The organism is Rhodococcus sp. UFZ-B548, from assembly GCF_903819475.1.
GTDB classification, from domain to species: Bacteria; Actinomycetota; Actinomycetes; order Mycobacteriales; family Mycobacteriaceae; genus Rhodococcus_F; species Rhodococcus_F erythropolis.
This window is the reverse complement of the sequence record NZ_CAIJDS010000035.1, coordinates 1-26,330: the sequence shown is the minus strand read 5'-3', so window position 1 is coordinate 26,330 and position 26,330 is coordinate 1. Positions and strand designations below refer to the sequence as shown.

At 61.8% G+C, this 26,330-nt stretch carries 26 protein-coding genes; 8 read left to right on the top strand and 18 right to left on the bottom strand.

Annotated features, from left to right (window positions below; all coding sequences use genetic code 11):
- The first annotated feature begins 477 nt into the window (after positions 1-477).
- On the top strand, positions 478-1,974 hold the full coding sequence (locus H7C86_RS24680; RefSeq protein ID WP_182262391.1) for a DUF222 domain-containing protein: 1,497 nt from the start codon (positions 478-480) through the stop codon (positions 1,972-1,974).
- A gap of 82 nt (positions 1,975-2,056) precedes the next feature.
- Here the strand turns inward: H7C86_RS24680 and H7C86_RS24675 are convergent, their stop codons facing one another.
- On the bottom strand, positions 2,057-2,239 hold the full coding sequence (locus H7C86_RS24675; RefSeq protein WP_019745315.1) for a hypothetical protein: 183 nt from the start codon (positions 2,237-2,239) through the stop codon (positions 2,057-2,059).
- A gap of 135 nt (positions 2,240-2,374) precedes the next feature.
- Here H7C86_RS24675 and H7C86_RS24670 point away from each other — a divergent pair, with 135 nt between their 5' ends.
- Complete coding sequence (locus tag H7C86_RS24670) at positions 2,375-3,199, top strand: mycofactocin-coupled SDR family oxidoreductase (RefSeq protein ID WP_097386868.1); 825 nt, start codon at positions 2,375-2,377, stop codon at positions 3,197-3,199.
- Between the two features lie 31 nt (positions 3,200-3,230).
- On the opposite strand, the gene H7C86_RS24665 is transcribed toward H7C86_RS24670, so the two are convergent.
- From H7C86_RS24665 to H7C86_RS24635, 7 genes are all read right to left on the bottom strand, one after another.
- Positions 3,231-4,019, bottom strand: a complete 789-nt coding sequence (locus tag H7C86_RS24665; RefSeq protein ID WP_029256266.1) for an SDR family NAD(P)-dependent oxidoreductase — start codon at positions 4,017-4,019, stop codon at positions 3,231-3,233.
- Positions 4,020-4,042: 23 nt separating this feature from the next.
- Positions 4,043-4,693, bottom strand: coding sequence for a PaaI family thioesterase (locus H7C86_RS24660; protein WP_019745318.1), 651 nt, complete (start codon positions 4,691-4,693; stop codon positions 4,043-4,045).
- Positions 4,693-5,562 carry a MaoC/PaaZ C-terminal domain-containing protein gene (locus H7C86_RS24655; protein ID WP_020909153.1) on the bottom strand — a complete coding sequence of 290 codons (870 nt, stop codon included), beginning with the start codon at positions 5,560-5,562 and terminating at the stop codon, positions 4,693-4,695. The genes H7C86_RS24660 and H7C86_RS24655 overlap by 1 nt, the downstream gene beginning before the upstream one ends.
- Positions 5,562-6,764: a lipid-transfer protein gene (locus H7C86_RS24650; RefSeq protein ID WP_019745320.1), complete on the bottom strand. Its 1,203-nt coding sequence runs from the start codon at positions 6,762-6,764 to the stop codon at positions 5,562-5,564. Before H7C86_RS24650 ends, H7C86_RS24655 begins: the two co-directional genes overlap by 1 nt.
- A gap of 7 nt (positions 6,765-6,771) precedes the next feature.
- Positions 6,772-8,952, bottom strand: a complete 2,181-nt coding sequence (locus H7C86_RS24645; RefSeq protein WP_047889699.1) for an acyl-CoA dehydrogenase — start codon at positions 8,950-8,952, stop codon at positions 6,772-6,774.
- Between the two features lie 34 nt (positions 8,953-8,986).
- On the bottom strand, positions 8,987-10,150 hold the full coding sequence (locus H7C86_RS24640) for a steroid 3-ketoacyl-CoA thiolase (protein ID WP_182262390.1): 1,164 nt from the start codon (positions 10,148-10,150) through the stop codon (positions 8,987-8,989).
- Positions 10,151-10,343: 193 nt separating this feature from the next.
- Positions 10,344-10,970, bottom strand: coding sequence for a TetR family transcriptional regulator (locus tag H7C86_RS24635; RefSeq protein WP_019745323.1), 627 nt, complete (start codon positions 10,968-10,970; stop codon positions 10,344-10,346).
- Positions 10,971-11,123: 153 nt separating this feature from the next.
- Between H7C86_RS24635 and H7C86_RS24630 the strand changes: the two genes are divergently transcribed.
- Positions 11,124-12,656, top strand: coding sequence for an FAD-dependent oxidoreductase (locus H7C86_RS24630; protein WP_182262413.1), 1,533 nt, complete (start codon positions 11,124-11,126; stop codon positions 12,654-12,656).
- Positions 12,657-12,729: 73 nt separating this feature from the next.
- Here H7C86_RS24630 and H7C86_RS24625 read toward each other — a convergent pair whose 3' ends face one another.
- From H7C86_RS24625 to hsaA, 7 genes are all read right to left on the bottom strand, one after another.
- Positions 12,730-14,640, bottom strand: a complete 1,911-nt coding sequence (locus tag H7C86_RS24625) for an alkyl/aryl-sulfatase (protein WP_182262389.1) — start codon at positions 14,638-14,640, stop codon at positions 12,730-12,732.
- A 191-nt stretch (positions 14,641-14,831) separates the two neighbouring features.
- On the bottom strand, positions 14,832-15,848 hold the full coding sequence (locus tag H7C86_RS24620) for a TIGR03617 family F420-dependent LLM class oxidoreductase (RefSeq protein ID WP_182262388.1): 1,017 nt from the start codon (positions 15,846-15,848) through the stop codon (positions 14,832-14,834).
- Between the two features lies 1 nt (position 15,849).
- The gene (locus H7C86_RS24615) at positions 15,850-16,731 is read right to left on the bottom strand and encodes an SMP-30/gluconolactonase/LRE family protein (RefSeq protein WP_182262387.1); all 882 of its coding nucleotides are present in this window, start codon (positions 16,729-16,731) and stop codon (positions 15,850-15,852) included.
- Between the two features lie 82 nt (positions 16,732-16,813).
- Entirely contained in the window at positions 16,814-17,275 is a 462-nt protein-coding gene (locus H7C86_RS24610; protein WP_020970817.1) for an SRPBCC domain-containing protein, read from the bottom strand.
- Positions 17,268-17,627, bottom strand: a complete 360-nt coding sequence (locus H7C86_RS24605; RefSeq protein WP_003940373.1) for a helix-turn-helix transcriptional regulator — start codon at positions 17,625-17,627, stop codon at positions 17,268-17,270. Before H7C86_RS24605 ends, H7C86_RS24610 begins: the two co-directional genes overlap by 8 nt.
- 65 nt (positions 17,628-17,692) lie before the next feature.
- The gene (locus tag H7C86_RS24600; protein ID WP_182262386.1) at positions 17,693-18,985 is read right to left on the bottom strand and encodes a glutamine synthetase family protein; all 1,293 of its coding nucleotides are present in this window, start codon (positions 18,983-18,985) and stop codon (positions 17,693-17,695) included.
- Between the two features lie 38 nt (positions 18,986-19,023).
- Positions 19,024-20,190 (bottom strand): 3-hydroxy-9,10-secoandrosta-1,3,5(10)-triene-9,17-dione monooxygenase oxygenase subunit, encoded by a 1,167-nt coding sequence (hsaA, locus tag H7C86_RS24595; RefSeq protein WP_020970820.1) that lies wholly within the window; start codon positions 20,188-20,190, stop codon positions 19,024-19,026.
- Positions 20,191-20,427: 237 nt separating this feature from the next.
- Here hsaA and H7C86_RS24590 point away from each other — a divergent pair, with 237 nt between their 5' ends.
- Genes H7C86_RS24590 through H7C86_RS24575 form a run of 4 tightly spaced genes read left to right on the top strand, consistent with a single transcriptional unit; the run spans position 20,428 to position 23,194 of the window.
- A complete protein-coding gene (locus H7C86_RS24590; RefSeq protein ID WP_182262385.1) occupies positions 20,428-21,591 on the top strand; it encodes a Rieske 2Fe-2S domain-containing protein in 1,164 nt (387 codons plus the stop codon).
- Positions 21,569-21,865, top strand: a complete 297-nt coding sequence (locus H7C86_RS24585) for a hypothetical protein (RefSeq protein ID WP_019745334.1) — start codon at positions 21,569-21,571, stop codon at positions 21,863-21,865. Before H7C86_RS24590 ends, H7C86_RS24585 begins: the two co-directional genes overlap by 23 nt.
- Positions 21,866-21,895: 30 nt before the next feature.
- Positions 21,896-22,684, top strand: coding sequence for an SDR family oxidoreductase (locus H7C86_RS24580; protein ID WP_020909164.1), 789 nt, complete (start codon positions 21,896-21,898; stop codon positions 22,682-22,684).
- 51 nt (positions 22,685-22,735) lie between these two features.
- Positions 22,736-23,194 (top strand): nuclear transport factor 2 family protein, encoded by a 459-nt coding sequence (locus H7C86_RS24575; protein WP_021331968.1) that lies wholly within the window; start codon positions 22,736-22,738, stop codon positions 23,192-23,194.
- Between the two features lies 1 nt (position 23,195).
- On the opposite strand, the gene H7C86_RS24570 is transcribed toward H7C86_RS24575, so the two are convergent.
- Positions 23,196-23,990 (bottom strand): SDR family NAD(P)-dependent oxidoreductase, encoded by a 795-nt coding sequence (locus H7C86_RS24570; protein ID WP_097386862.1) that lies wholly within the window; start codon positions 23,988-23,990, stop codon positions 23,196-23,198.
- Positions 23,991-24,204: 214 nt separating this feature from the next.
- On the opposite strand from H7C86_RS24570, the gene H7C86_RS24565 reads away from it, so the two are divergent.
- On the top strand, positions 24,205-24,783 hold the full coding sequence (locus tag H7C86_RS24565; protein ID WP_097386861.1) for a GNAT family N-acetyltransferase: 579 nt from the start codon (positions 24,205-24,207) through the stop codon (positions 24,781-24,783).
- Here H7C86_RS24565 and H7C86_RS24560 read toward each other — a convergent pair.
- Both H7C86_RS24560 and H7C86_RS24555 read right to left on the bottom strand, forming a co-directional pair.
- Entirely contained in the window at positions 24,774-25,280 is a 507-nt protein-coding gene (locus H7C86_RS24560; RefSeq protein WP_019745339.1) for a ClbS/DfsB family four-helix bundle protein, read from the bottom strand. The two genes, H7C86_RS24565 and H7C86_RS24560, sit on opposite strands and share 10 nt — an antisense overlap.
- A gap of 87 nt (positions 25,281-25,367) precedes the next feature.
- Positions 25,368-26,237, bottom strand: a complete 870-nt coding sequence (locus tag H7C86_RS24555; protein WP_259349290.1) for an alpha/beta fold hydrolase — start codon at positions 26,235-26,237, stop codon at positions 25,368-25,370.
- Positions 26,238-26,330 lie beyond the last annotated feature (93 nt).

Genomic DNA, 26,330 nt, shown 5'->3' with positions numbered 1-26,330 from the left:
ACCCGGAGGTGAATCAAAGCTAATTGACCCCTGCGGACCAACCTTCAGAAACGACTCACTGACCTGCTGCCATTTCTGGCGGTCGGATGTGGGTCGGGAGGACCAGACTTCGACCGTTGCATGCATGTCGAAGTTGTTCTGGTGCGGGCTCAGGACAATCACAATTGTGCCGTCACTGTACGCAGGGCGCGAAGCCATCGCGAGTTCGAGCAGGTCCGTTTCCCTCCCGAAACCGTCATCGTCGCCGTATATGTAAAACTGTCCATAGTCCATGAAGAGCACAAGCGACTGTTCACTGAGTTTCACCGCGTTGTCTGCCATATGCCGATACTTACACAGTGGAACGACGACATGTCCGAGTTGCGAATGGACAGGATCCAAAATGCAAGCACAATAAGCATTTCGGCCGATTCGGACTATTCCGACTGATTTGAGAATTCAGTTTATATCGAACACACATTCGAATAGAATGGATGCATGTTCAACCCGACAACAGAGCTCTTCGGTATCTCAGCGCAGCTGACCGGTACCGAAACTGATTGTGCGCTGGTTGATCTCATGACAGATCTGCACGCATGCGAGGCGATGCTGGTCGAACGCAAGCTCGCTGTGATTGCCGAGTTCTTTTCGCGGCGAAGCACAGAGCATGCCGCCAGTGGTGCGTGGTCGTCGACCGCACACGAGTTGGCTGAATCGGAAGTCGGTGCGTCACTGACGATGGGCCGCGCGGCTGCAGGCAAGCTGATCGGGTTGGGGTTCTCGTTGAAGACTCGTTTGCATCGCACTCGAGCGGCGATGGCGCGTGGCGAGTTGGATCTGTACCGAGTTGGTTTGATCGATTCCGCGACCGCGAACGTGAAAGACGAATTGATCGACGAGGTGGAACGACTACTGCTCGCGCAGGTTCTCGCCCCACCAGTAGCCGGCGGAACGGGCTTGACGGGAAGGCGACTGACAGCGGCGATCGATCGGATCGTGGCGATGGTGGACCCGGAAGGTATGCGAGAACGTCGACGCCGCGCTCTCACCGATCGCTTCGTCGGGGTCAGCGCTGCCGAGGACGGGATGGCAAAGATCTTGGGAAGCATTCCGGCAGAGCAGGCTCGGGCATTCGACGGCCGACTACGCGAGTTGGCAATGTCGGTATGCCGAAACGACTCTCGAACATACGAGCAGCGACGAGCCGACGCGCTCTTCGAGTTGACCAACGGATCACCGTTCTTGCCGTGCAACTGTGACCGAGATGATTGCCCGCAGGATCGTAGCGGTGGTGTTGTCGTTCGTCGGCCCGTGGTTCACGTCGTGATGACTGATTCCACTCTGCGCGGAGGCGGCGAGCCCGCTCACCTCGACGGGTACGGGGTGATCAGCGCTGAGCATGCTCGCGACATCGCCCAAGACGCCGTAATTCGAAACGTCCGAGTACCCGCTGATGCCGCCACCGAACCGGTGCTTGCTTCGGCGTACGTCTACCGGCCGGGTTCAGTTCTCGATACCTGGTTGCGGATCATCGCGGGCAGCTGCCAATGGCTGCATTGTGATGTCCCGGCCTGGAATTCCGATCTGGACCACAATGAACCGTTCCATCATGGCGACCCCGAACGCGGCGGCAAGACAGTCGAATCGAATATGAGTGCGTTCTGCCGCAACCACCATCGCCTCAAGCATTCCGACCGGTGGCAATTCGCGTCGAACCAGGATCGGACCATGTCGCTGACATCGCCGACCGGGCATTGCTACCGAACACGCCCCGCAGGGTTGATAGCCGGGCCGCACGGCCCGATGCCGCCGCAGTGCGGTCGAGATCGGCGAACCCAGGCGGAGAACAAGGCCGCCCGTATCCAGTCCGAACGCAATCGTCAACGCCGACGGATACAGAAACGAGCTGAGGAGCACGTTCAATGCAAGCGGCGGAAATCACCGCGAGCCCACCGAGAACCCATCGACTACGGGGACGACCCGCCACCGTTCTGAGATACCGAGCGGCGTCGAGGCGCGTCGACGTGTCGCAGGGTCAGGTCGACGTGTCGCAGGGTCAGGTCGACGTCTCGCAGGGTCAGTCCGAGGCCGGCTTGGTGTCGTCATTTCCCGCTGACGGATCGTCTCCAGCAACCGGGTCCGGATCGTCTTCACCAAACGGATCGATGGTGTCGACACCTTCGAGGACGGTCAGCTCTTCTTCAACCTCGGCCAGGAGGCCCTTGGCTTCAGCTTCGAACTTCTTCTCCCAATCGGACATACCGAGCCTCTTCTCTTCCGAAGCGAGTTCCCGCTGTATATGAACTCAGACTACGTCGCCGGCGACGAGTTTCGCCGTCCCCTCGAGTCAGTACTCATGACCGAGTACTCATGATTCACGACAGACGGAGCACCCATGCCCGGACAGTTGGAAGGCAAAACCGCACTGATCACCGGAGCCGCCCGAGGTCAGGGCCGAAGCCATGCCGTGCGATTGGCGCAGGAGGGTGCGGACATCATCGCACTCGACATCTGCCGCCAGATCGAATCGGTGGCCTACCCGATGGGTACCGCCGAGGATTTGAGGCAGACAGCGGCAATGATCGAGGCTCTCGGGCGAAATGCCGTCGCGCGAGAAGTCGACGTTCGCGATTTACCCGCGCTGGGAGCTGCAGTGGCCGAAAGTATCGCAGTGTTGGGCAGCCTCGACATCGTCCTGGCCAACGCCGGTATCGGCATGATGTCCCCGGACATCGACGATGCCCGCGCCTTCCGCGACCAGATGGAGGTCAATCTTTTCGGCGTCTGGAATACCGTCCAGGCCGCAGCGCCCGCGATGATCGAGCAAGGGACAGGCGGCGCAATAGTCCTGACCGGATCAACACTGGGACTTGTCGGCCGCGGAGGTGATGGAACCGGCGGATCCGACGGCTACTGCGCGAGTAAACACGCCATCGTCGGGTTGGGGCGCACGTGGGCGCACTGGCTTGCTCCCCACAACATTCGTGTCAACTCCGTGCATCCGGCGGGAGCGAATACACCGATGGTCGTCAACGATGCCGTCGCGAAACTGTTCGCAGACTCCCCCGCATCGAGCGGAGCCGACGTCGGCAATCTCTTGGACGTCGGGCTGATCGAAGCTTCCGACGTCAGCAACGCGATAGCCTGGTTGGTCTCGGATCAGGCTCGATACGTCACAGGTATCGCGTTGCCGGTCGATGCGGGATTCACGGCCAAATAGACGCCGGATTCTCGAGCCGAATTACTGCCGATCAGTCGACGGTCGGCGCCCACTGCACACCGTTGATGTGCCCACCACCGTCGACGAAGAGAGTGTTGCCGGTGACGTAACGGCTGTCGTCGCTCGCCAGGAAGGCCGCAACGGGGCCGATGTCGTCGAGGGGATCGCCGATCCGCCCCATCGGGTTCTGTGCGGCCATCACTGCCGCGTTTTCCGGATTGGCTTCGGCGACACGCTTGTACGCCGCACTCTGCGCACCGGGACAGATGACGTTGCAGTTCACGTGCTTGGGAGCCCACTCGCGGGCAGCAGTGCGAGTCAGCGTTCGCAATGCTTCCTTGGCCGCGTTGTACTGGACCGAGTACATGTGAGCATTCACGCCGTTGAGGCTGCACATGTTGATCACGCGGCCGGTGCCGTGACGCTCGAGTTCCGGCAACGCAGCCTGCATGGCCCAGAAAGCGGCCATCACTGCCATGTCGAAACCGCCGCGCAATTGCTCGTCGGTCATCTTCTCGAGCCGAGCGAAACCGAAAGTCCGCCAAGCATTGTTGACCAGGATGTCGAGGCGTCCGAACCGCTCGACGGACTTGTCGACCATGGCAACAACCTGAGCTTTGTCGGTGACGTCGGTCCGGACGAATTCCGCCTCCGCGCCCCATTCGTCCCGCAACCACTGGGTGGTTTCGAGGCCCGCTGCCTCGTCGATCTCGGCAACCAACACCGACGCGCCTTCACGCGCGAACGCGCCTGCCACTCCGCGCCCGATGCCCATACCGGCACCGGTGACCACTGCTACACGTCCGTCGAGCTTGCCCACTGGGCCCTCCTTCGTCAGAACCCCTACCTGGGGCGCGGCACGGTCTTGTCGATGAACAATCCCTCTACCGACACACACAATTCGCCGTCCGCAGTCTTGATCTCACCGACGGTGTGAATCTTGCGGCCGTCCTTGGAAAGGAATTTGCCGCTGATCGTGAGGGGCTCGAACAGTGGAGTCGGGCGATGGTACCGAGTGCTCAATTGTGCTGTCATGCCCGAAGTTCCACCCCAGGCGTTCGCGACGCCAAGAACGTGATCGAGCAGCAGCGCCGAAACACCGCCGTGTACATGGCCGGGAGGGCCCTGGTACGGCAGCGTCAACGTGACCACTCCCTGCACCGACCCGTCAGCGAGCCCTTCCAGAACCAGCGGCGGCGCAATGGCATTCTCGGGGCCGGTCACCGGATCGTGACGAGTCACGCCCTCACCGTTCCACATGTCGATCAAGCGCTCGGCCACCTCGGGCGAGTGCTGCTCGAGGTGCTCGGCAATGCTGTTGAGCTCCTCCGCAACCCGATCCAGATTGGCGTTTCCGCGGTCGGTGCGCAGCATCGCGTCGACAACGCGACGCGCTGCTGCCGTGGCCCGGTCGACCGGGGCGTCCTGCGGCGGCGACGTCAAAATCGTGCCGCCCGGGTGTGTGGCTGCCGTGGGGTGCGTGCCGAGGTCCATCAGTTGATCTCCATTGTTGCGTGTGTGAGAACCGGGGAGTTCTCGCGCTCGGGGCACGTCGCCGCCAAGGTCAGTGTGTTGCCGTCCTGCCATACCGATGTGGTGATGGATTCGCCGGGGAACAGCGAACCGGCGAACCGCACCGAGTAGTTCTTCACCCGCGTCGGATCTCCGTCGAGAATTCCGTCGACCACCGCCTTGCAGACGATGCCGTACGACGCCAGACCGTGCAGAATCGGAGCGTCGAATCCCGCCATCTTCGCGAAGGAGGGATCAGCGTGCAGCGGGTTCATGTCGCCACTGAGTCGGTACACCAGAGCTTGTGAGGTACTCGTGCTCGACGTCAGTACCTTGTCGGGCGCCCGGTCAGGCACCCCCGCAACAACTTCGGGACCGGCGCTGCCGCCGAAGCCACCTTCGCCGCGGGCCCAGATCTGCATTCCGGTGGTCCACAACGGATTCCCGTCAAGGTCCTCGGCCGCCGTCTCGAGCACGATGACGGCAGCCTTGCCCTTGTCCCACACGTCAGCAATGCGAGTGGAAATACGAGCAGCACCCGTCGACGGGATCGGCGCGTGAAGTGTCAGCGACTGCCCACCGTGCAAAATCTTGCGCAGGTCGATGTCGATTCCCGGCATACTCATCGACGCTGCGGGCAGTACACCCGCCGAAACTCCCTGGCCTGCAACCATTGCAAAGGTCGGGAGCACTTTCAGACCCTTTTCGTACACCCAGGTGAGCTCGGCGGGATCCAGAGCGTTCACGCCGGCTCCGAGCCCCAACTGGTAGAGCATGACGTCGCGGTCGGTCCACGACGCTTCGCGCACAGTCGGTTCGGCGGACAATGCCACCTCGAGATCGATAGCCATCAGTTCTCCAAAGTTCCGGCTCGGTAGACGGTCACGACGCACGCGCCGCCCAGTCCGAGGTTGTGCTGCAATCCGATTCGTGCGCCTTCGACCTGGCGAGCGTCTGCGGTCCCGCGAAGCTGCCACGTCAGTTCGGCGCACTGTGCCAGCCCGGTGGCACCCAGCGGGTGGCCCTTCGAGATCAGACCGCCAGACGGGTTGACGACCCACTGGCCGCCGTACGTAGTGGCACCGGATTCGACGAGCTTTCCGCCTTCACCGGCGCCACACATTCCGAGACCTTCGTAGGTGATGATCTCGTTGATCGCGAAGCAGTCGTGCAGTTCGATGACATCGACGTCGTCGATGCTGATGCCGGCTTCGGCAAAGACCTGCTCGGCGGCCGCAGCCGTCATCGGCGCGCCGACTACGTCGATCATCGACTTCTCGGCAAACGCTGCCGAGGTGTCGGTGGTCATGGCCTGAGCGACGATCTCGATCGCACGGTCCTCGAGTCCGTGCTCACGGACGAACTTCTCACTCACGACGACGGCAGCACCGGCACCGTCCGAAGTCGGTGAACACTGTGAGCGCGTCAGCGGCTCGTGAATCATCTTGTCGCCGAGCACCTGTTCGAGGGTGTACTCGTCACGGAACTGCGCATACGGATTGTTGACCGAGTGCTTGTGGTTCTTGACCGCCACGGCTGCAATCTGCTCGACCGTGGTGCCGTACTTCTTCATGTGCTCGACGGCGGCATTACCGAACAACTGAGCGGTCATGGGCGATCGGGCGAAGCCGTAGTCCTCGACCATGATCTTCAGCTGCGAGTCCAAAGTGGTGACCTTGGGCATCTCACCGGTTCCGGTCAGCGCCGTTTTGGTCATCTTTTCGAAGCCGACGGCCAGTGCGCAGTCCGCTTGTCCGGCCTGTACCCACTCGCGCGCCGTCATCAGTGCCGTCGAGCCGGTGGCGCAGTTGTTGTTGACGTTGAAGATCGGGATACCGGACAGACCCGTTTCGTACAGGGCACGCTGGCCTGCTGTCGACGCGTTGAACACGTAACCGACTGCAGCACGCTGGATCTGGTCGTAGCTGATCCCGGCATCGGTGAGTGCATTCGAGACGGCTTCGGTCACCATGTCCGGGTATTCCCAGTCGCGGGTCTCGATCTTCTCGAACTTGGTCATGCCCACGCCGATGACGAAGGTGCGATTGCTCATGTGCAGATCACTTTCCCGGTTCGGGGTCGCGAGGCAGACCCAGGATTCGCTCACCGATGATGTTGAGCTGAACATTGGTTGTACCACCCGCGATGGACATGCACTGCGAGTTCAAGAACATCTGGGTTGCAGACATCCGATGCTGGTCGCCCAGAAGTGAACTCGGCCCGGCCCACTCCATTGCCACATCCCAGACCTGCTGGATGTGCTCGACACCGATCAACTTCGCCACCGAGGATTCGGCCCCCGGCTGCGCGCCGGTGAGCGAGCGCAGCGTGGTGCGCAGACCGAGCAGACCGCCGGACTGCGCGTCGCACAGCACCTTTCCGAGCACCGTCAGCTGCTCGTCGTCGATGCCACCGGGTAGTCCGTCGACCAGACTCAGAAGAGCCTCACCACCCGATCCGAGAGACGAGTCGTTGGACAGCGAGACACGCTCGTTGGCCAGTGTGGTGCGAGCGAGCTTCCAGCCGTCCCCCGGCTCGCCGACCAGGCACTCGTCGGGGACGAAGACGTCGTCGAAGAAGACTTCGTTGAACAGTGCTTCACCGGTGATCTCGCGAAGCGGGCGAATGTCGAGGCCGCTGTTCTTGATGTCGATCAGGAAGTAGGACAGGCCCTTGTGCTTGGGGGCGTCGGCGTCGGTGCGCGCGAGGCAGATTCCCCAGTGCGCGTCGCGTGCCATCGACGTCCACACCTTCTGGCCCTGCAACTTCCAGCCACCGTCGACCTTGGTGGCCTTGGTGCTCAGAGCCGCGAGGTCGGAACCTGCGCCGGGCTCGGAGAAGAGCTGACACCAGACGATGTCGCCGCGCAATGACGGCGGGACGAACTTGGCAAGCTGCTCTTCGTTGCCGTGCGCGATGAGCGTCGGGATGACCCAGTTGCCGATGATCATGTCGTGCGGCTTGATCTTCGCAGCGCGCAGTTCTTCGGCGATGACCAGCTGGCTGACGGCGTCGGCGGACTTGCCCCACGGAGCCGTGAAGTGCGGTGCGGTGTAGCCCTTTTCCGCGAGATACGTCTTCTGCGCGGCACCTTCGAGTTCGAGTGCAGGAGCGAGCTCGGCGCGGACGTCGGCGCGGATCGCCTCGGCCTCGGGCGGCAACTCGATGCTGAGCACGCGACGGGTGCCGGCAATGGTCAGCTCGGCAACGCGACGACGCCAGGATGCCGTGGAACCCAGCAGAATTCGCAGGGACTGCGCGCGGCGCAGGTACAGGTGCGCGTCGTGCTCCCACGTGTAGCCGATTCCGCCGAGCACCTGGATGCAGTCACGCGTGACGGAGAAGCCGGCTTCGAGGGCCGTGGCTCCAGCGACGGCTGCTGCGAGAGAAGCCTCTTCGGCACCGACGCCGTTGGCGGGCGTCAGTGCGCGCGCAGCGTCCCACGCGCAGACGCGCGCCTGCTCGGCAAGAGCGAGCATCCGAGCGGCCTTGTGCTTGACGCCCTGGAACTGGCCGATCGGGCGACCGAACTGCTGACGCACCTTCGCGTAGTCGGCCGAGGTCGTGACGGCCCAGTCGGCCAAACCTGATGCCTCGGCCGCGAACAGTGTTGCGGCAATGTCGAGTACACGCTGCGTATCGATGGTGAGGATCTCGGAATCGGCGAGGATCAGACCGTCGACGGTGACCTCGGAGTTACGACGTACGACGTCGTAACTGGCCAAGTCCGTGACCTCGAGGCGGTCACGTCCGAGCAGAACGAATCCGCTGTCCGTCGCGAGGAGGAACACGTCGCCGACATGGCCACCGAGAATCTGGCTGGACGTTCCACTGAGGGTGGCGGTGTCGCCGTCGCGGGCGATCTTCAGCGAACCCGGCTGCAGTGCAACGGCTCCGAGTGTGCTGCCGTCGACCAGTCCGGCCAGCGGAGCGGTGACTCCGGCGTCGCTGAGAACGGCGCTGACCACGACTGTCGGCAGGAACGTGCCGGGAACCATGGAGCGCCCGAGTTCCTCGACGACGATCGCGAGCTCGACCAATCCGTATCCAGCGCCGCCGAATTCCTCGGCCACGTGTAGTCCGAGAAGTCCCTGCTCGGCAAGCCCGCTCCAGAGTTGGGGGCGAGTTTCGACCTTCGCCTCGACCGCTTCACGGATAGCGGTGGGTGTTGCGTGACGTGCCGCCCAGCCCCGTACGGAGTCGCGGAGGTCACGATCTTCTTCACTCAATCCAATGGTCATGTCTACCTCGTCAATTCGACAGTGTGAGTACGGGTCAGATGCGTTCGATGATGGTGGCGGTAGAGAGGGCGCCACCGGCGCACATCGTGACCAGCGCCGTGGACTTGTTCGAGCGCTCGAGTTCGTGCAGCGCGGTCGTGATCAGACGAGCGCCGGTCGAACCGACGGGATGCCCGAGTGCGATCGCACCGCCGTTGACGTTGACCTTGGACAGATCTGCGTCGTGAACCTGCGCCCAGGAGAGCACTACCGAGGCGAACGCTTCGTTGATTTCGACGAGATCGATGTCGTTCAGAGTCATTCCGGCCTTGTCGAGCACCATCTGGGTGGATTCGATCGGTCCGTCCAGGTGATAGAAGGGGTCGGATCCGACCATGCCGGACGCGACGATCCGCGCGCGGGGCTTCAATCCCCGTTCCTGCGCGCGCTCTTCGCTCATCAGCAGTACCGCAGCCGCGCCGTCACTGATCTGCGACGAGTTTCCGGCGGTGTGGATATGGCCTTCGATGACCGGCTTGAGTCCGGCCAGCGCCTCGGCTGTCGTCTCGCGCAGGCCACCGTCGCGCGTGACAGTGGCGATCTCACCGGTCGGCACACCTTCCTTGGTGACGACGGGAGCCTTGACGGGCACAATCTCACGGTCGAAGCGGCCTTCGGCCCAAGCCTGGGCTGCGCGGCGCTGCGATTCCAGGCCGAAGGCGTCGACGTCGGCGCGGGTGATGCCACGCTTCTCGGCGATACGCTGCGCAGAGGTGAACTGGTCGCCCATGTCGATGGTCCAGTCGTCCGGGTACGGGTTTCCCGTACCGGGCGCGTTTGCCTGGCCCAGGAACACACGACTCATCGCCTCGACGCCACAGCCGATACCGGCCGAGATCTGACCTGAGGAAATCAGGCCGGAGATCAAATGCACTGCCTGCTGGGCAGATCCACAGGCGCAGTCGATGGTGGTTGCCGCTGTGCTGTACGGCAATCCGGCGTGCAGCCACGCTTGCCGCGTGACGTTGTTGGACTGCTCACCTGCCTGGGTGACACAGCCACCGATGATCTGCCCGATGTCTTCCGGTGCGACGCCTGCTCGTTCGAGAACGCCGAGTTGCGCTGCTCCCAGAATCTCGGCGGGGTGCAGCCCCGCCAGGGCGCCGCGACGACGGCCGATCGGTGTCCGAGCGGCCTCGACGATGACTGCATGACCCATGATGTGCGCTCCTTCGTGGAGTTTTCGGTCGGTGAGCTGACTCACCGTCAACTTTTCTGTAATGTATTCTATTGTTGATGTCAGGGCAATGCCGGAATGAACGTCATCTTTGAACCAAGTTTGACTCAAATAATAGAATTGATTTCAATTTTGAGAACACGACGAACCCACCCCGAGAAGGGGCGAGGTCACGTCAGTGTCGTGAGAGATTCACCAAAAGCAGGTCGCACCCCTTGCGGATGTCGTACTCCGCATCCGGGATGGAAATTCGACCGTTGAGGCACGATTGGATGACCCCGAACCACAGCTGCATCAGCAGACGCAACCCGGTGTTGTCTTCCTCGGTCGGGTTCTCGATCCCGGCCGCATCGAGGATGATCTGCCGGAAGCCGCGATCGATCTTGCCCACGTCCGGCACCGTCGCGACGTTGGCGGTACTGGACGACTGCAGCATCGCAGTCGAAAGGGCCGGCCGACGCAGTAACCCGCGAGTCGCGCGCACCAGGACCTCGTACACGGCGTCCTGCGGATTGGCCGACTGCACCTGATGCTTGGCAAAACTGTCGCCGATCTGATCGATCTGCTCGACCATCACAGCAACGAAGAGGTGCGTCTTCGAAGGAAAATAGCGGTAAAGAGTGCCGATGGCCACGCCTGCCCGCTTGGCGACTTCGTGCATCTGAACCCGCGAGAGTTCTTTCTCGGTCCCCAATTCGGCGGCCGCTTCCAGCATCCGCACATGGCGCGCCCGCTGCTCGTCCGAACTGGGCTCAGCAGCGTCCCTGACCTCGGCAATTCTCGGCAACGTCGCCCCCATCATCGATTATGTGTCCCGGCCGCGAACGACCGCGCTAATTCTCTCACCTGGACCACCCATCTCGGCATATTGCCCGCTCAGTGGGACCTGGCATGGCCTTCCAGTGCCGTGCGGTATTCCGTGGACACCCCACCCTCTTGGAGTAAGGACGCAATGATGCAGGACTGGACCAGCGAGTGCGACGTGTTGGTAGTCGGCTCCGGCGGCGGAGCGCTGACCGGCGCATATACCGCCGCTGCTCAGGGATTGACGACGATCGTCCTCGAGAAAACCGATCGTTTCGGCGGGACCTCCGCCTACTCGGGTGCCTCGATCTGGCTCCCAGGTACCCAGGTGCAGGAACGCGCCGGACTTCCCGACTCGACCGAGAATGCCCGCACCTATCTGCGCGCGTTGCTCGGTGACGCCGAGTCCGAGCGCCAGGACGCCTACGTCGAGACCGCTCCCGCTGTCGTCGCTCTACTCGAGCAGAACCCGAACATCGAATTCGAGTTCCGTGCGTTCCCCGACTACTACAAAGCCGAAGGCCGGATGGACACGGGACGCTCCATCAACCCTCTAGATCTCGATCCCGCCGACATCGGTGACCTCGCCGGCAAGGTGCGTCCGGAACTGGACCAAGACCGCACCGGTCAGGATCATGCTCCCGGCCCGATGATCGGTGGGCGCGCACTGATCGGCCGTCTGCTGGCCGCAGTTCAGAGCACCGGTAAGGCAGAACTTCGCACCGAATCCGTCCTCACCTCCCTGATCGTGGAAGACGGCCGTGTTGTCGGCGCCGAGGTCGAATCCGGCGGCGAAACCCAGCGAATCAAGGCGAACCGCGGTGTCCTGATGGCAGCAGGCGGCATCGAAGGCAACGCCGAGATGCGTGAGCAGGCAGGCACCCCCGGCAAGGCGATCTGGAGTATGGGTCCCTTCGGCGCCAACACCGGCGACGCGATCTCTGCCGGTATTGCTGTCGGCGGCGCAACAGCCTTGCTCGATCAGGCGTGGTTCTGCCCCGGCGTCGAGCAGCCCGACGGCAGCGCCGCCTTCATGGTCGGCGTTCGCGGTGGGCTCGTCGTCGACAGCGCCGGTGAGCGCTACCTCAACGAGTCGCTTCCGTACGACCAGTTCGGACGAGCCATGGATGCTCACGGCGACAACGGCTCTGCCGTGCCGTCGTTCATGATCTTCGACTCGCGCGAGGGTGGCGGACTGCCCGCCATCTGCATCCCGAACACGGCGCCCGCAAAGCACCTCGAAGCCGGAACGTGGGTCGGTGCCGACACTCTCGAAGAACTCGCTGCCAAGACCGGACTACCGGCCGACGCATTGCGCAGCACTGTCGAAAAGTTCAACGATGCCGCAAAACTGGGCGTCGACGAAGAGTTCCATCGCGGCGAAGACCCGTACGACGCGTTCTTCTGCCCACCCAACGGCGGCGCGAATGCGGCACTGACGGCCATCGAGAACGGTCCGTTCTACGCGGCCCGCATCGTCCTCAGTGACCTCGGCACCAAGGGCGGATTGGTCACCGACGTCAACGGCCGAGTCCTGCGTGCTGACGGCAGCGCCATCGACGGCCTGTACGCCGCAGGCAACACGAGCGCGTCACTGAGCGGCCGCTTCTACCCCGGCCCCGGAGTTCCACTCGGCACGGCCATGGTCTTCTCGTACCGAGCAGCTCAGGACATGGCGAAGTAACCAGCACAACGAGGTCGTGGGGCAGGCGATGTCAGAATCACCTGCCCCACGACCCCTTTCAGGCTGCCCTCTTTCAGGGCGTCGCCAGGTTGAAATTCGGATCGAACGTGTCCATGATGTCGGCGAAGCGAGTCAGCGCCGAAACATCACCGTCGGACGTGACTTTTCCGGTGTCGAGGATGGCAGAGGCCTTTCCTGGTTGGAGAAGGATGCCGGCAAGCAACGCCTTGGGACCGGTCAGGGTCAGTTGCGCGTCAGGGGCGCGGCCCGAACGCGCGTTGAGAACTGCCCGTCGAATCCACATGTTCCAATCCTGTTTCGTGTCAGCAAAACTGAAGTTGATCGAAATGTCGACGTCGTCCGCCTTCTCCGCGATGAGATGTACTCCCGCATAGTCGAAGAGCAGATCGATCGGCATCGACAAAATCGTGTCCGTGCTGTCGGTGTTGACTTGACCGGCACCTGTGACGCCGTTGCGCAATTCCATTGCGGTGGCGAGGAAGATCGACCGATACTGCGGGACTTCCTGCTGGTATCCGAGTTGCTCGTAGGCGTCGGCCTGCAGGTTCTTTGCTTCCTCGTCGTCAGGATCGGCGAAGACCAGGTGATGGAGTAGCTGCACCGCCCACCGATAGTCGCCCGCTTCAAAAGCACTGCGCCCCTCGGCAAGTATCTTCTCTCGCCCGATCAGGTCGACGTGCCGCTTGGCATGATCCTCGGGCAGCAACGGCAAGATCGTCGCCGGGTCACCGTCCCAGAATCCCAGCTCCTTGTGGAAGACCGCGCGGACGTTGTGGTGCAGTCCGCCGTGGTAGTAGCGGTTGTACCACTTCTGTCCGATGGCTTCCGGTAGCCGGACGACCTCCGCAGCTTCGAGCGGCGTGTAGCCCTGGTTCGCGAACCTTAGCGCCTGGTCGTGAATGAACTTGTACATATCCCGTTGTGATTCAAGGAATTCCACCACCGTGGCGTTCCCCCACACAGGCCACGTGTGCGGACCGTGGTGAACTTCGACCTCGTCGCCCCACCGCACCAAAGTCTCATCCAGGTATCTGGCGAAGTTGCGCGCATCTCGGGTGCGTGCGCCTCGGATCGTCTGGATGTTGTGCATCGAGTGATTGGCGTTCTCGGCACAGGTGAGCGCTTTGATGGCCGGGATCCAGATATGCATCTCCTCCGGCGCTTCGGTGTCGGGAGCGTAGAGGAACTCGAAGTCCCACCCGGCGAGATTGCGTACCTCACCGGTCTTGGTGATGCCGTCAGTGGGCGGAATGTAGGTCATGTGGATGTTCATCCCGTCGGCGCCTGATCCCAGACCGACGGTCACCAGACCACAATCACATTGGGGCAGAATCAAACCGAAGGTGTACCCCATCCGCCGCGACATCGCATTGCCGGTGATGACGTTCTCGCCGATCGCAAACTTGTTGAAAGACTCGATGGTTCCAGGCGCGACGATCGGAATCTTGCCGGACACCACGTCTGCTTCGTCGACGAGGCCCTTGACGCCGGCGTAGTGGTCGAAATGCGTGTGGGTATAGATGATCGCGACGATCGGCTTGTTGTTGCCGAGTTCACGGCGGAAGAGTTCCAGGCCTGCTTTGGCTAGATCAGCGCTGGTGGTGGTGTCGATGATGACCAGTCCGTCCGGCGCATCGACAATGGTCAGGTTAACCGCGAACCTGACTTGGTACAGCCCGTCGACAACCTTGTAGAGCCCGCAGCGCCTCACCAACTGCGACTGCCGCCACAGACTGGGGTTCACAGAGTCAGGCGCTTGCTTGTCATCGGTGATGTACTCGAGAGGTTGACCGTCGTGAATCAGATCGCCCTCGTCGTTGAAGACCTGATCGTTCTCCCACCCGGCGATGAACCCGCGGTCCGCGTCGCCGAAATCCTCCCGGTCAGACATGGGATAGTCGTCGACTGCCGCGCGATTGACCTCGACGGTGAACGGTGTTGCAGGCTTGGTCTCAGCACCCATGAGCACTCTCCTCCGGTCCTTGTGTCCTCGTCCACGCAAGAACGCGATGCCATCGGACGTGACCTCACGCGGAACCCTGTCCAGTCAATCTGGCGGTCTCGCGGTATTTGCACCTCACCCGTGGCAGATGAGATCGCGGCTGAACCCCAGGTGGCCGGGGATCGCATCGAGCAGACGCCACTTGAAGGAAGTCACTTGGCGGACGCTGCGGCGGCTCGAATCTCCTCACACATCGCTGCGAAGGCGCGGTCGTCGGCGGGATCCGCCGGCACTGCCAGTGCAATGCCGTCGCAGAGACTCGCGTATTTCGAACTCAGCACCCCGGGGAGTTCGGCGTAGGTGCATTGCGTGACCAAGATGTCGAGAACATCGTCCGTGAGCACAGCTGGTAGTCGAGCCCAATCACCCGTTCGTGCCATCGCAGTCAGCTTCTCGCCGATCCCCGCCAAGCCGAGAACCTCGAGCGCGATTCGATATGCCGGTGTGGAGTAGAGAAAGGCAAGTTCACTGCGCACCGCTTCTCGTTGAGCAAGTATCGCGGCACGATCTTTGCCGGTGATCGTCTTCGGAACGGCAATCAGCCGCGGCTTCCTTCCGCCGGCCGTCAATGATGGAATGATCCTCTCCGCGAGCACCTTCGGATGGGAGCTGGTGGGGTGAGCAACAAAGCCGTCGGCGACGGCTCCTGCCAGTGAGCACATGCGGGAGTTCACTCCCCCGGTCCAGATCTCGGGAGCTGGAACGTCGAGCGGCCCCGGATTGAAGTAGGGCTGCAGTCGGTTGAAGGTGTAGTGCGAGCCGGCATAGTCGAGTTCGCCGCCCGTCTGGAACGCTTGAAATATCTCCCGTACAGCACTGACGTAATCGCGCAGTTGTGCAACAGGATTGGTCCACGGCATCGAGTACCGCCCGACGATGTTCCCGCGCACCTGCGTTGCGAGCCCCAGTTGAAATCGCCCACCCGAGAAACCTGCAAGATCCCAGGCAGCCAAAGCCGTCACCATGGGACTGCGCGCAAACGCGACAACCATCGACGTCCGGACAGTGAGAGTACTGCTGTGCTCGACGGCCAGTGCCGCCACGGCAAAGGGGTCGCGAATGGTCTCGGAGATGTGCACCGTGTCGAAACCGAGGTTCTCGATGCGTTCGACGTGCTGAGCCACCTGCCGCAGCGGAGTGTCGGCAGGTAGCGAGGTCACCAATTCCATGTCAGCCCAAAGGCTCCAGACGAATCGACAGCAGCTTTCCTTCTGTTGCCACCTTGCGAGCGTGTTCGTTGAAGTCCGGGGCGGCACAGACGAACAGCGTACGACCGTCGGAACCGCCGAGCCCGCAAGCGAAGACGCCGCTGTCGAAGGCAATTTCATCGATTGTCTTGCCAGACGGGTCGACGTGGAGAATTCGACTTCCGAGTGCGTCGGCCACCCACATCGAATCGTCTCCGTCGATGCAACATCCGTCGGGCGCAACAACGATCTCAGCGAGGGTGGTCTCCATCTCGGGTCCACCAGGTACCGGCCCGAACGACGCCCAATCACGGCGTTCGCCCAGAGAGCCGTCGGGCTGGACGGCAAACGCACTGATTCGATTTCCCAGCGTTTCGTCCACGAGCAGATCTTCGGTCGACGTCAGAGCCATCCCGTTGGGGAAGTGGAGATCTCGCGCCACGACGTGCACCGATCCGTCCGGGTCGACGCGGAGGAGATCTGCCGTCTCGACGGGGGCCAGGTTCATCAGGTCGAACCCGAAGTTGCCCACGTACGCTCGTCCCTGCGCGTCGACCAGCATGTCGTTGACGTTGGCACTCACGTACTCGGACAAGTCTGCGTGCACCACCAAATCGCCATCAGATTGTCGCCGCAGAATCTTCTGGTCCCGCATGGAGACGACCAGTAATCTGCCGTCCGGAAGCCACCCCAACCCGGACGGCTGCCCTGGAATCTCCGCCTCGACGCGTACGTCGGTCCCGTCCTCACGGGCCGAAATCACCTGGTAGGTATAGAAGTCCGACACCCAAATTCGGTCCTCGTGCCAGCGCGGGCATTCGAAGTAGGTATATCCCTCGAGAACTACCGCAACCTCTGGTGCCATCAGGCTCTCCCACGTCGGTGATTGAATGGTGTGTTCACTCCATTCAATCACCGGTGCCCCGGTGGCGGTGTCCGATTCCCGACTACTCGCCGCGGTATACCTTGTCCAGCACGTCGAACGCGGATTCCCACCCGTCGTAGACGTTGCCGTCGCCCTTGAAACCCGGGATCCCGACCAGATGGAATGTCATCTCGGTCTTGTCTCCCCGATCTGCGAGCGTGACCGTGATTCGAGGCGCGGTGTCCACCGAATCTCCTGGATTCCCCCAGGTGAAGACTAGCTTCTTCGGCTCGTCGACCTCGAGATAGGTTCCACCGGTGGGAAACTCGGCACCATTCTCGTCGTTGATCATCAGGTAGCGGTACGTTCCGCCAACTCTGGGGTCGATCGTGACGTGCTCCCGAGGGCTGCTGACACCCTCAGGGTGCCACCACCGCGCCGCCTCGTCGGGATCGGTCCACGCTTGCCAGACAAGGTCACGCGGCGCATCGAAGATCCGGGTGATGGTGAATTCTGCGGTGGCATCGGCATTCTGGTCACTCATTGTCCTTCTCCTTCTTCGGTCGACGTTGCTTCAGCTCACGTAGACGCTCGTCGAGGAGGTCGAAGCGTTCGTTCCAACCGCGCCGGTGTTCGTCGACCCAGGCGCTGGCGTCGTCGAGACCCTCCGCGCGAAGGGTGCACGTGCGCCATTGCGCGGTGGCGGTTCGTTCGATGAGACCGGCTCGCTCGAGCACCTTCAGATGCTGCGAGATGGCGGGCCGACTCATCTCGAACGGCTCGGCCAGCTCACCGACGGTCATCGAACCATCCGTCAGGCGAGAGAGCATTTCACGCCTCGTCGGGTCGGCCAGTGCGCTGAATACTGCATCGAGTCGACCACTTCGCTCGTCCATGTAAGCAACTCCTTAATTAAGGAATAGCTTAAACATAGAACTCGCGATCTTAAGCGTCAACCCCTTCAACTCCAGGTGTATCGAAGCCTCTCGACGGTTGTCGCCTCGTCCATCTGGGAGAACGTCTCCTGCTCAGCTCCCTTCACGGACACCATCGCTTCGATGATCGACTCCCCGAAGATTTCCCTCGCCACCGAGGAGGAGTTGAACTTCTGCACGATCTCGCCGAGATCGGTGGGGACTCGGGTCACCCCGCGCTCATCACGTTCCGCCTCTGTGAGAGTCGACGGGTTCACCACGATTTCAGGCGGCAATGGCGCGGCATTGTCGATACCGATCTGCGAAAGACCGAGTACCGCAGCGGTGGCCAGATACGGATTGGCCGATGGATCGATGATCTTGACTTCGGCGTTGGCGCCGTGTGGATTCGACGGTGACTCCGTGCAGAACCTCAGTGCCGCTTCCCGGTTCTCGAGCCCCCAACAGACGTAGGCCCCCGACCAATTGTCCGGACGCAGCCTGAGGCCGGAGAGCGGCGAGGAAGCAAAGACGGCCGTGAATTCCGTGAGGTGAGAAAGGATTCCACCCAAAGCTGATGATCCTTCGTCGGTCATCCCGTAGTCCTGACCACCACCGGAGAAGACGGGCCGCCCACCTGAGATCAACGAAAAGTGCTGGTGTGCACCGTTCCCTGCACCTCCGATCGTAGGTATCGGTGAAAATGATGCCGCCAATCCATGGGCTCTGGCAGTGCGGCTGATCAAGATCCGGGCCAGCACCACAAGATCGGCGGCCTGAACGGGAGTTGCCGGAGCGATGGAGATCTCGAATTGATCCGGTCCGTACTCCGCATGAACTTGCTCGATATGAAGTTGTGCGCGTTCGGCATTGCGCAGAAGGTCCTTGAGGAAGTCCTCGCGGCGAAGGACTGCACCTAACCCGTACGCCGACCACGCTCCGTCGCACGCATCACCGAAAAGAGTGAATTCGATCTCGTGACCCACCCGAGCTTCCAGTCCGTCGGCAGCAAGCCGCGCCACGACGGCAGTGAGTGCGGACCGAGTGCACCCAGCAGCCGTCGAACCGTCTTGCTCGTACAAAGTGGCCGGCGCCCACGACACACCCTCGCCGAGATCGCGGAGGTCGGAGCGGTCGATACGCAACCGGAGATCACCCACGACGGAAAAGGAATCGGTGAAGGCAATCCGATCGTCGCTGCAGAAAACATTCCAACTCGGCGAGACCCCCGCACCGACTTCCTCGAAGACACCGCTTCGGCCTGCCGGCATCACTTTCGCCCGCGCGACACCCGCCATGTCCACGATCGAGCCGATAGTCAGCGCCGGAACTTCCCTCATCCAGAGGCAAATACCCCACTCGGCGGCGCGCCAACCGGTCAGATCAGGTTGTCCTCCACCGGCAGTCCGAACGCCGCCCGGCCGTACAGCGCCAACGCGCGCTCGGGTTCGTTGGCAACGTGAACGCTGCCCGCATGAACGTCTCGCCACGCACGCTCGATCGGGTTTCCACGAGAGAGGGAGTTCCCGCCTGCTGTCTTGAACAGCATGTCGATCGCCTCCACCGAACGTTCCGTCGCGCGAACCTGATCACGACGCGCGCGCAGCCTCATCGAGAGCGGAAGCTCCTTGCCGGCGACAGCAAGTTCGTACATCTCCCGGATATTGCGATCCATCTGCAGAATCGCGGCATCGATCTCCGACGACGCACGCGCGACGGCAACCTGAGCGAACTGGTCCTCACTGAACCGTCCACCACCCAAGCTCAGACGGACCCGCTCACGCATCACGTCCAGGTACCCCTCGTAACAACCGGCGACGATGCCCACACACGGAGCCGCGACCGTCGAGGTGAAGATACTCCCGAACGGAAGCTTGTACAGCGGACCAGGATTGACTGCTTGGCCTGGGCCGCGAAGTTGTGCGGTCTCGTAGTTGCGCTTCAATCGGTGCTCGGGCACAAAGGCCTTGTCGACCACGATCTCGTTGCTCGCGGTGCCGCGCATCCCCACGACATCCCAGACATCTCGGATCTCGTAATCCGTACGCGGCACCAACACCGTCATGAAATCGACCGGCCGGCCGTCCATCCCGACCACCATCGCGCCCAGCAATGCCCAACTCGCGTGATCACAGCCGGAAGAGAAGCCCCACTGGCCCGACAGTTCGTAACCACCGTCCACCGCCGTCAGTCGACCGACCGGCGCGTACGCGGACGAGATGAGCGTCGTCTGATCCTCTCCCCACACGTCTGCCTGTGCCTGGTCGTCGAAAAGCGCCAGATGCCACGGGTGCACTCCCACCACCGACGCGACCCAACCGGTCGAACCACAGGCAGCGGAGATTGCCCTGACCACTTCGTAGAAGTGGACCGGGTCGCTCTCGGCGCCCCCATATCTCTTGGGCGCCAGCATGGAGAAGACGCCGGCTTCGGAAAGCTCCCGGATGGTCCGTTCGGAGATCTTGCGCGAATCGTCGACCTTCTGAGCGCGGGCCGCGATCTTCGGAAGCAGATCACGGACTGAGCTCAGAACCTTGTTGACCATGGAAGACACTCCTCGCACCGAACCGTGAGGGAGCGGATCGGCAGATAGACATAACGGCTGCCCCGTCACGATATGTCGGTCACGCGTTCCGATGATCGGAAGTCCCGGAGGCCGGGATCAGCCGCCGGATCCTCTCGCTCGCCGCTGGTCCCGGCCAGTGAGACGAGGCCCCAGCGGTAATTCACGCTCCCCTAGCGTCGGGCGTCGACACTGACCCTGGAAAGGACGGGACTCATCGTGACGATCAATCAGTCCGACAACGACGAAGTTCGCGAGATCCAAGCTGGAACCGCGCCTACTCGCTTTGCACGTGGATGGCACTGCATTGGGCTCACGGAGTCCTTCAAGGACGGCCAGCCGCACTCCATCGAGGCGTTCGGCACCAAGCTCGTCGTCTTCGCCGACAGTGAAGGCAACGTCAAGATCCTCGACGCGTTCTGCCGTCACATGGGTGGCGACCTGAGCCAGGGCACCATCAAGGGAGACGCCATTGCCTGTCCGTTCCACGATTGGCGCTGGGGCGGCAACGGCAAGTGCCAGAAGATTCCGTATGCACGCCGCGTTCCCCCGCTGGCCAAGACGCGCGCATGGCAGACCCTCGACCAGGACGGCATGCTCTTCGTCTGGCACGACCCCGAGGGCAACCCGCCGACCGACGACGTAGCCATCCCCCGTATCGAAGGCGCGCTCAGCGACGAGTGGAGCGACTGGGTCTGGTACACCACGACCGTCGACACCAACTGTCGTGAAATCGTCGACAACATCGTCGACATGGCGCACTTCTTCTACGTGCACTACTCCTTCCCGACGTACTTCAAGAACGTCTTCGAAGGCCACGCCGCAACGCAGTACATGCGCGGCGTCGCTCGCTCCGATATGCGTCCCCACGCAGCAGGCACCCCGAAGATGGTCGGCAGCAACTCGGTTGCGACATACTTCGGCCCCTCCTTCATGGTCGACGACCTGACCTACGAGTACGAGGACTACAACGTCGACTCTGTGCTCATCAACTGCCACTACCCGGTCAGCGCTGACAAGTTCGTGCTCCAGTACGGCATCATCGTCAAGAAGTCCGATCGCTTCCAGGGTGAAGCCGCCGACGCGATGGCCGCGAACTTCGGTACGTTCATCGCCAAGGGCTTCGAGCAGGACGTCGAGATCTGGAAGAACAAGACTCGCATCGAGAACCCGCTCCTGTGCGAAGAAGACGGCCCGGTCTACCAGCTCCGTCGCTGGTACGAACAGTTCTACGTCGACGTCGCTGACATTGCTCCCGAGATGACCGAGCGCTTCGAATTCGAACTCGACACCGCGCGACCCGTCGCCGCCTGGCAGAAGGAAGTCGAAGACAACCTCGCTGCGAAGAAGGCAGACGAAGATGCAGCCTCTTCAGTGCGCTGAGTGCAAGGCGCAGGTCCTGGTCCAGAAGAACAGTTGGGAACACACCACCGTTCAGTGGAGTGACCAGGCCCGCGCCCAGTGCCTCGAAATCGCCGACGACCGTGAATTCGGGCAACGTGAGGGACGACCCGGTGCTCCCCGCAAGGAGTGCGGCGCCTTGATCGCGTCCATCGTGAACGCTGCAACGGCCGGCAAGCTCGAGATTCTCAACGACGAGCCGGTGCCTCAGCCGATCGTCGACGACAGCGAACCAGTACCCGCTCCGTTTCACTAGCCGAGCCAACATCTTTCGAAGAAGGTAGTAATGATCGATCCCCAGTACTACGGCCCGTGGGCAGTCATCGCCGGCGGTTCCGAAGGTGTCGGCGCAGGGTTCGCCGACGAGCTCAGCAAGATCGGCATCAACCTCGTTCTCATCGCCCGCAAGCCGGGGCCGCTCGAGGAGACTGCGGCCAAGGCACGCGCCAACGGCGTCGAAGTACGCACTCTCGCACTGGATCTATTGGTTCCCGACGCGCTCGACCAGATCAAGGCTGTCACCGACGACGTCGAGGTCGGCCTGCTCATCTTCAACGCCGGCGCCAACAGCTACGGCCACGAGTTCGTGACCGGTGATCTGACCGGATTTGCCGGAGTCATCGAGCTGAACATCAACAAGCAGCTCGAACTCTCGCACCACTTCGGCGGTTTGATGAAGGATCGCGGACGAGGCGGCATCATGCTGCTCGGTTCGCTGGCCGGATTCATGGGCTCCGAGCACCAGAGCATCTACGCGGCCTCGAAAGCTTTCGGTCGCATCTTCGCCGAAAGCCTGTGGCTCGAACTTCAGCCGTACGGCGTTCACGTCGTCGAGTTCATTCTCGGTGTCACTCGCACGCCGGCCATGATTCGCGCGGGATTGAACTTCGACATCCCGGGCATGAACGTCGCAGAGCCCGAGGATGTTGCACGCGAAGGCCTCGAACACCTTGCCGACGGCCCGATCTGGGTTGCTGCAGGAAACTACGAAGGCGCCAAGAAGCGCAGCGGCTTCCCCCGAGACAAGATGGTCAAGGGCGCTGCCGAAGCGATGCGCAAGCTGCTGAACCGCTGACTTCTGCTGTGCGCCTTTATTAACCCCCCGACGTTAAGAAAGGCGCACAGCATGGGCGTCGACATCACCACTCTTCTCGACGAACGCGAGATCACCCGCTCCATTTTCGAGTTCGCCCGAGCCATGGATGCGCGGGACTGGGATGAACTCCACCGGATCATGACTCCGGACGCTACGGCAGAACTGGGAACCGGAACTCTGCGCGGACCTGCCGAGGTTGTGGCTTCCATCCGCTCGTTCCTCGACGAGTGCGGTCCCACCCAACATCTGATCGGCAACGTGCTGGTCGAGGTGGTCGGTGATATTGCCACCAGCCGCTCCTATGTCAGCGACATGCATGTGGGCACCGGGAGCAAAGCTCACCTGAACTTCTTCACCCTCGGCGACTACCACGATTCGTGGACCCGAATCGACGGAAGGTGGCGAATGACGCACCGCACCAAGCATTCACACGCCAGTCAGGGATCCATCGAGGTTCTGGGCGCCGGCCCCAGCGGTTGGCGGAGTTGACTCAGCTCAACATCGACGAACGGCCGGTCGCGAGTGGACTCTTGCTGGTGAGTCCACCGTCGACCACCAAGGTTTGCCCCGTCATGTAGCGAGATTCGTCCGAGGCCAGGTAGACCATGGCGTGTGCGATATCCTCGGGTTCACCGAGGTAGGGCAGCGCGTTTGCCTGCTTCATGCCGTCGATGACATCAGCAGGGATGTTGTCCACGAGTGCGGGTGTCATGATCGCGCCCGGCGCTACGGCGTTGCACCGAACACCGTTTGCTCCGTACTGGACTGCGATGTACTGCGTCAGACGAATGACTGCCGCTTTGGCGGATCCGTAGGCAGACTGCAGGGAATCCCCGATCAATCCACCTACCGAGGCCGTGTTGACGATCGATCCTCCACCGGCACTGTTCATGTGCGGAATGGCAAGTCGTGAAGCGACGACAGTGCTGCGGACGTTGAGCGACATCACGCGATCCCACTCGTCCAGGTCCATCCGGAGCAGGTCGAGATCCTTGCGCGGATTACTACCGCCCACGTGATTGCACAAGACGTTGATGCCACCGAATTCGGCGACCGCCCTTTCGATCATCGCTGCCAGAGACTCCTCGTTCATGACATCGACGCCGAAACCCAGCGCAGTGCCGCCGGTCTCGCGTATCGCCGCCGCTGCTTCCTCCGCTCGAGCTGGATCGAGGTCGGCGACCAGCACCTTCGCGCCTTCTGCCGCCATGAGTTGTGCTGCTGCACGCCCGATTCCGCTGGCGGCGCCGGTGATCACTACATTTTTGCCTTCGAGCCTGTTCATATTCATTCCCTTCGCGGGGAATCGCCGTACCCGGATCTCATGTGCCCGAAATTGACAGCTCGGCGATTACCCGATCACTACCAGTGAACGCAGGATCGACAGCCGCGTCCAACTTTCTTGAATGAACTCACAAGTACGTGACCACGGCCCGCGCACCTGCTACACCGCCGAAATCGAGTGGCGACGGAAGACACCATTGTGCTGAAGTGGCACTATGCAGAATTCTGTTCGACCGCTGTCCATCGACGACCTCGACCGTGCCGCCGAGGTTCTCGGCGAGGCTTTTGCCGACTATCCCTGGACGAACTGGTGCGTCGCCGAAGACTCTCACGTGGAACGGGTCGCCGCTCTGCAACGGATCTACCTCGAACACCTGGCACTACCGTTCGGACGTTCATACATCGATGATTCAGGCAACGGCGTCATCGCAGTCCTGCCGCCCGACGCCCCGGAGCCTGATGAAGCGACTGTCGAGAAGATCGTGGAACTGCACGGAGATCGGTTCGAGCGCGTTCTCCAGGCTGACGAACAACTGTCTGCGCTTCCCGCCCTCGAGCACGCGTGGTCGTTGGCAACGATCGGTACGACACCGCGTTCGCAGGGCAGTGGATTGGGCTCTGCACTACTGAAACATGCTTTGGCGGAACTGGATCGAACCGAACAGGCTTGCTGGCTCGACACGTCGACCGAACGAAATCTCCCGCTGTACCAACGGTTCGGTTTCACGATCGTCGGCCAGACCTCGCTCCCCGACGGACCGGACGTATGGCGGATGCATCGACTTCAGGGCTGATTGTTCGACTTCAGCACTCGCCGAATCATTTTCGACAACGACGCGTATTGGGTGATCGTGTTGACGGCGATCCACCTCGAGACCGGCCACGTCCGGGTCCACGAGAAAACCCCGACCGACAGCAGTTGATCGTCTTCGAGAGTTCCCACGTATCGACGCAGCGCTGCGACAGCCGCGCGCAAACGATCCCGAAGCTCTCGAACCGAGGTACCTGCACTCGCCTCGACCACCGACTGGTTCAGCGCGGGTGTTTGCGTCCACTTGTAACCCGCAGCCGGCGTCTGCGGTGTCTCGTCTCGCAGTCCGGCACCTATCCACTCTACGACGGCCTCTGCCCACCAGACACGCACAGCGAGTACGTCGTGCACCGTCCACGCATCGACGGCAACGGCGTCGAACGCATCGGCCTCGGCGACGCCGTCGAGTAACGCGTCGAGTTTCGAATACGCCGAGTCCAGCGCACTCGCCAGTTCCTCACGTGACAAGGTCTGCGCCACAATGCCTCCGAACGATCAGTAGAGAAAGAAGAAGCGGGACCATCTCGACTCGATGGCCCCGCATTCAACATTAACGTCCTACGAGTTTCAGTTCAGCTCGCCCAGGAACCTTTCGAGGTTCTCGGCGATCTCCTTCGACTTGGTGTGGTGTAGGTAGTGGTCTCCGTCCAGCAAGACCAATTCACCATGATCGACCGATGCTGCCTGTCCTTCGTGCAGCTCTGTCCAGCCCTGGACCTTGGAATTCTGTACAGCGAACAACAGAATCGGGAGATCGGCAGGGAACGTCTTGCCGATCGCCGCGGCGAAGTTGCTGGAAAGGTGATCCATTTCGTTGAGATACGTGTCGCTGAAGTTGTTCTTCGCGACCAGATAGCGCATCTCTTCCTTTGTAGCTTCGTCGAGCGACTGCTCCGAATCTTCATTGCCCTGGATTTGCGCAAGAACCTCGGAGAAGCCCAGATTCTTCGCAATTCTAAATGCTTCGATCGGGAACTTTTTGTCCATGTTCGGCTGCCCCGGGACGCTACTGTCGATCCCGACGAAAGCGGTGACCTCGTCACGATACTTCGCGGTGTAGTCGAGTGCGTAGAGCCCGGCGATGGAGTGCCCCATGAGGATGTATTGATCGATTCCGAGGGATTGCACGGCGGCATGCACTTCTTCGACGATGTTATCCGCAGTCCGGTCTTTGTCAGTTCCGTCACTGTAGCCGTAGCCGAAGGGTTCGATCACAACGACGCGATAGTCGGGTGCAAGTTCGTCCACCAACGGCTGAAAGTCGATAATCGGAGCAGACGTTCCGAAGCCGGGAAGGAGGACTATGGTCTGTTCCCCTTGTCCCTGGATGGAGACACTCATGTTCTTGCCGTCAACGGATACCAGTTGACTGCGCGGGTCGACGGGAGGGACTTCCGCCCTACTCGCACGGACGTTGAATACCAGGACAATTGACACCAGCACAACCAGAACAACAGATAGTGAAGCCAACCCTCTCTGAGGTTCACCCCGAAAAGTGGACAGTGGTCACGCGGCCATCGAGGTCGCGGT

Coding starts and splice junctions, on each gene's coding strand:
- H7C86_RS24680 (WP_182262391.1), top strand. CDS start 478: ATGTTCAACCCGACAACAGAGCTCTTCGGTATCTCAGCGCAGCTGACC.
- H7C86_RS24675 (WP_019745315.1), bottom strand. CDS start 2,239: ATGTCCGATTGGGAGAAGAAGTTCGAAGCTGAAGCCAAGGGCCTCCTG.
- H7C86_RS24670 (WP_097386868.1), top strand. CDS start 2,375: ATGCCCGGACAGTTGGAAGGCAAAACCGCACTGATCACCGGAGCCGCC.
- H7C86_RS24660 (WP_019745318.1), bottom strand. CDS start 4,693: ATGGACCTCGGCACGCACCCCACGGCAGCCACACACCCGGGCGGCACG.
- H7C86_RS24655 (WP_020909153.1), bottom strand. CDS start 5,562: ATGGCTATCGATCTCGAGGTGGCATTGTCCGCCGAACCGACTGTGCGC.
- H7C86_RS24650 (WP_019745320.1), bottom strand. CDS start 6,764: ATGAGCAATCGCACCTTCGTCATCGGCGTGGGCATGACCAAGTTCGAG.
- H7C86_RS24645 (WP_047889699.1), bottom strand. CDS start 8,952: ATGACCATTGGATTGAGTGAAGAAGATCGTGACCTCCGCGACTCCGTA.
- H7C86_RS24640 (WP_182262390.1), bottom strand. CDS start 10,150: ATGGGTCATGCAGTCATCGTCGAGGCCGCTCGGACACCGATCGGCCGT.
- H7C86_RS24635 (WP_019745323.1), bottom strand. CDS start 10,970: ATGATGGGGGCGACGTTGCCGAGAATTGCCGAGGTCAGGGACGCTGCT.
- H7C86_RS24630 (WP_182262413.1), top strand. CDS start 11,124: ATGCAGGACTGGACCAGCGAGTGCGACGTGTTGGTAGTCGGCTCCGGC.
- H7C86_RS24625 (WP_182262389.1), bottom strand. CDS start 14,640: ATGGGTGCTGAGACCAAGCCTGCAACACCGTTCACCGTCGAGGTCAAT.
- H7C86_RS24620 (WP_182262388.1), bottom strand. CDS start 15,848: ATGGAATTGGTGACCTCGCTACCTGCCGACACTCCGCTGCGGCAGGTG.
- H7C86_RS24615 (WP_182262387.1), bottom strand. CDS start 16,731: ATGGCACCAGAGGTTGCGGTAGTTCTCGAGGGATATACCTACTTCGAA.
- H7C86_RS24610 (WP_020970817.1), bottom strand. CDS start 17,275: ATGAGTGACCAGAATGCCGATGCCACCGCAGAATTCACCATCACCCGG.
- H7C86_RS24605 (WP_003940373.1), bottom strand. CDS start 17,627: ATGGACGAGCGAAGTGGTCGACTCGATGCAGTATTCAGCGCACTGGCC.
- H7C86_RS24600 (WP_182262386.1), bottom strand. CDS start 18,985: ATGAGGGAAGTTCCGGCGCTGACTATCGGCTCGATCGTGGACATGGCG.
- hsaA (WP_020970820.1), bottom strand. CDS start 20,190: ATGGTCAACAAGGTTCTGAGCTCAGTCCGTGATCTGCTTCCGAAGATC.
- H7C86_RS24585 (WP_019745334.1), top strand. CDS start 21,569: ATGCAGCCTCTTCAGTGCGCTGAGTGCAAGGCGCAGGTCCTGGTCCAG.
- H7C86_RS24580 (WP_020909164.1), top strand. CDS start 21,896: ATGATCGATCCCCAGTACTACGGCCCGTGGGCAGTCATCGCCGGCGGT.
- H7C86_RS24575 (WP_021331968.1), top strand. CDS start 22,736: ATGGGCGTCGACATCACCACTCTTCTCGACGAACGCGAGATCACCCGC.
- H7C86_RS24570 (WP_097386862.1), bottom strand. CDS start 23,990: ATGAACAGGCTCGAAGGCAAAAATGTAGTGATCACCGGCGCCGCCAGC.
- H7C86_RS24565 (WP_097386861.1), top strand. CDS start 24,205: ATGCAGAATTCTGTTCGACCGCTGTCCATCGACGACCTCGACCGTGCC.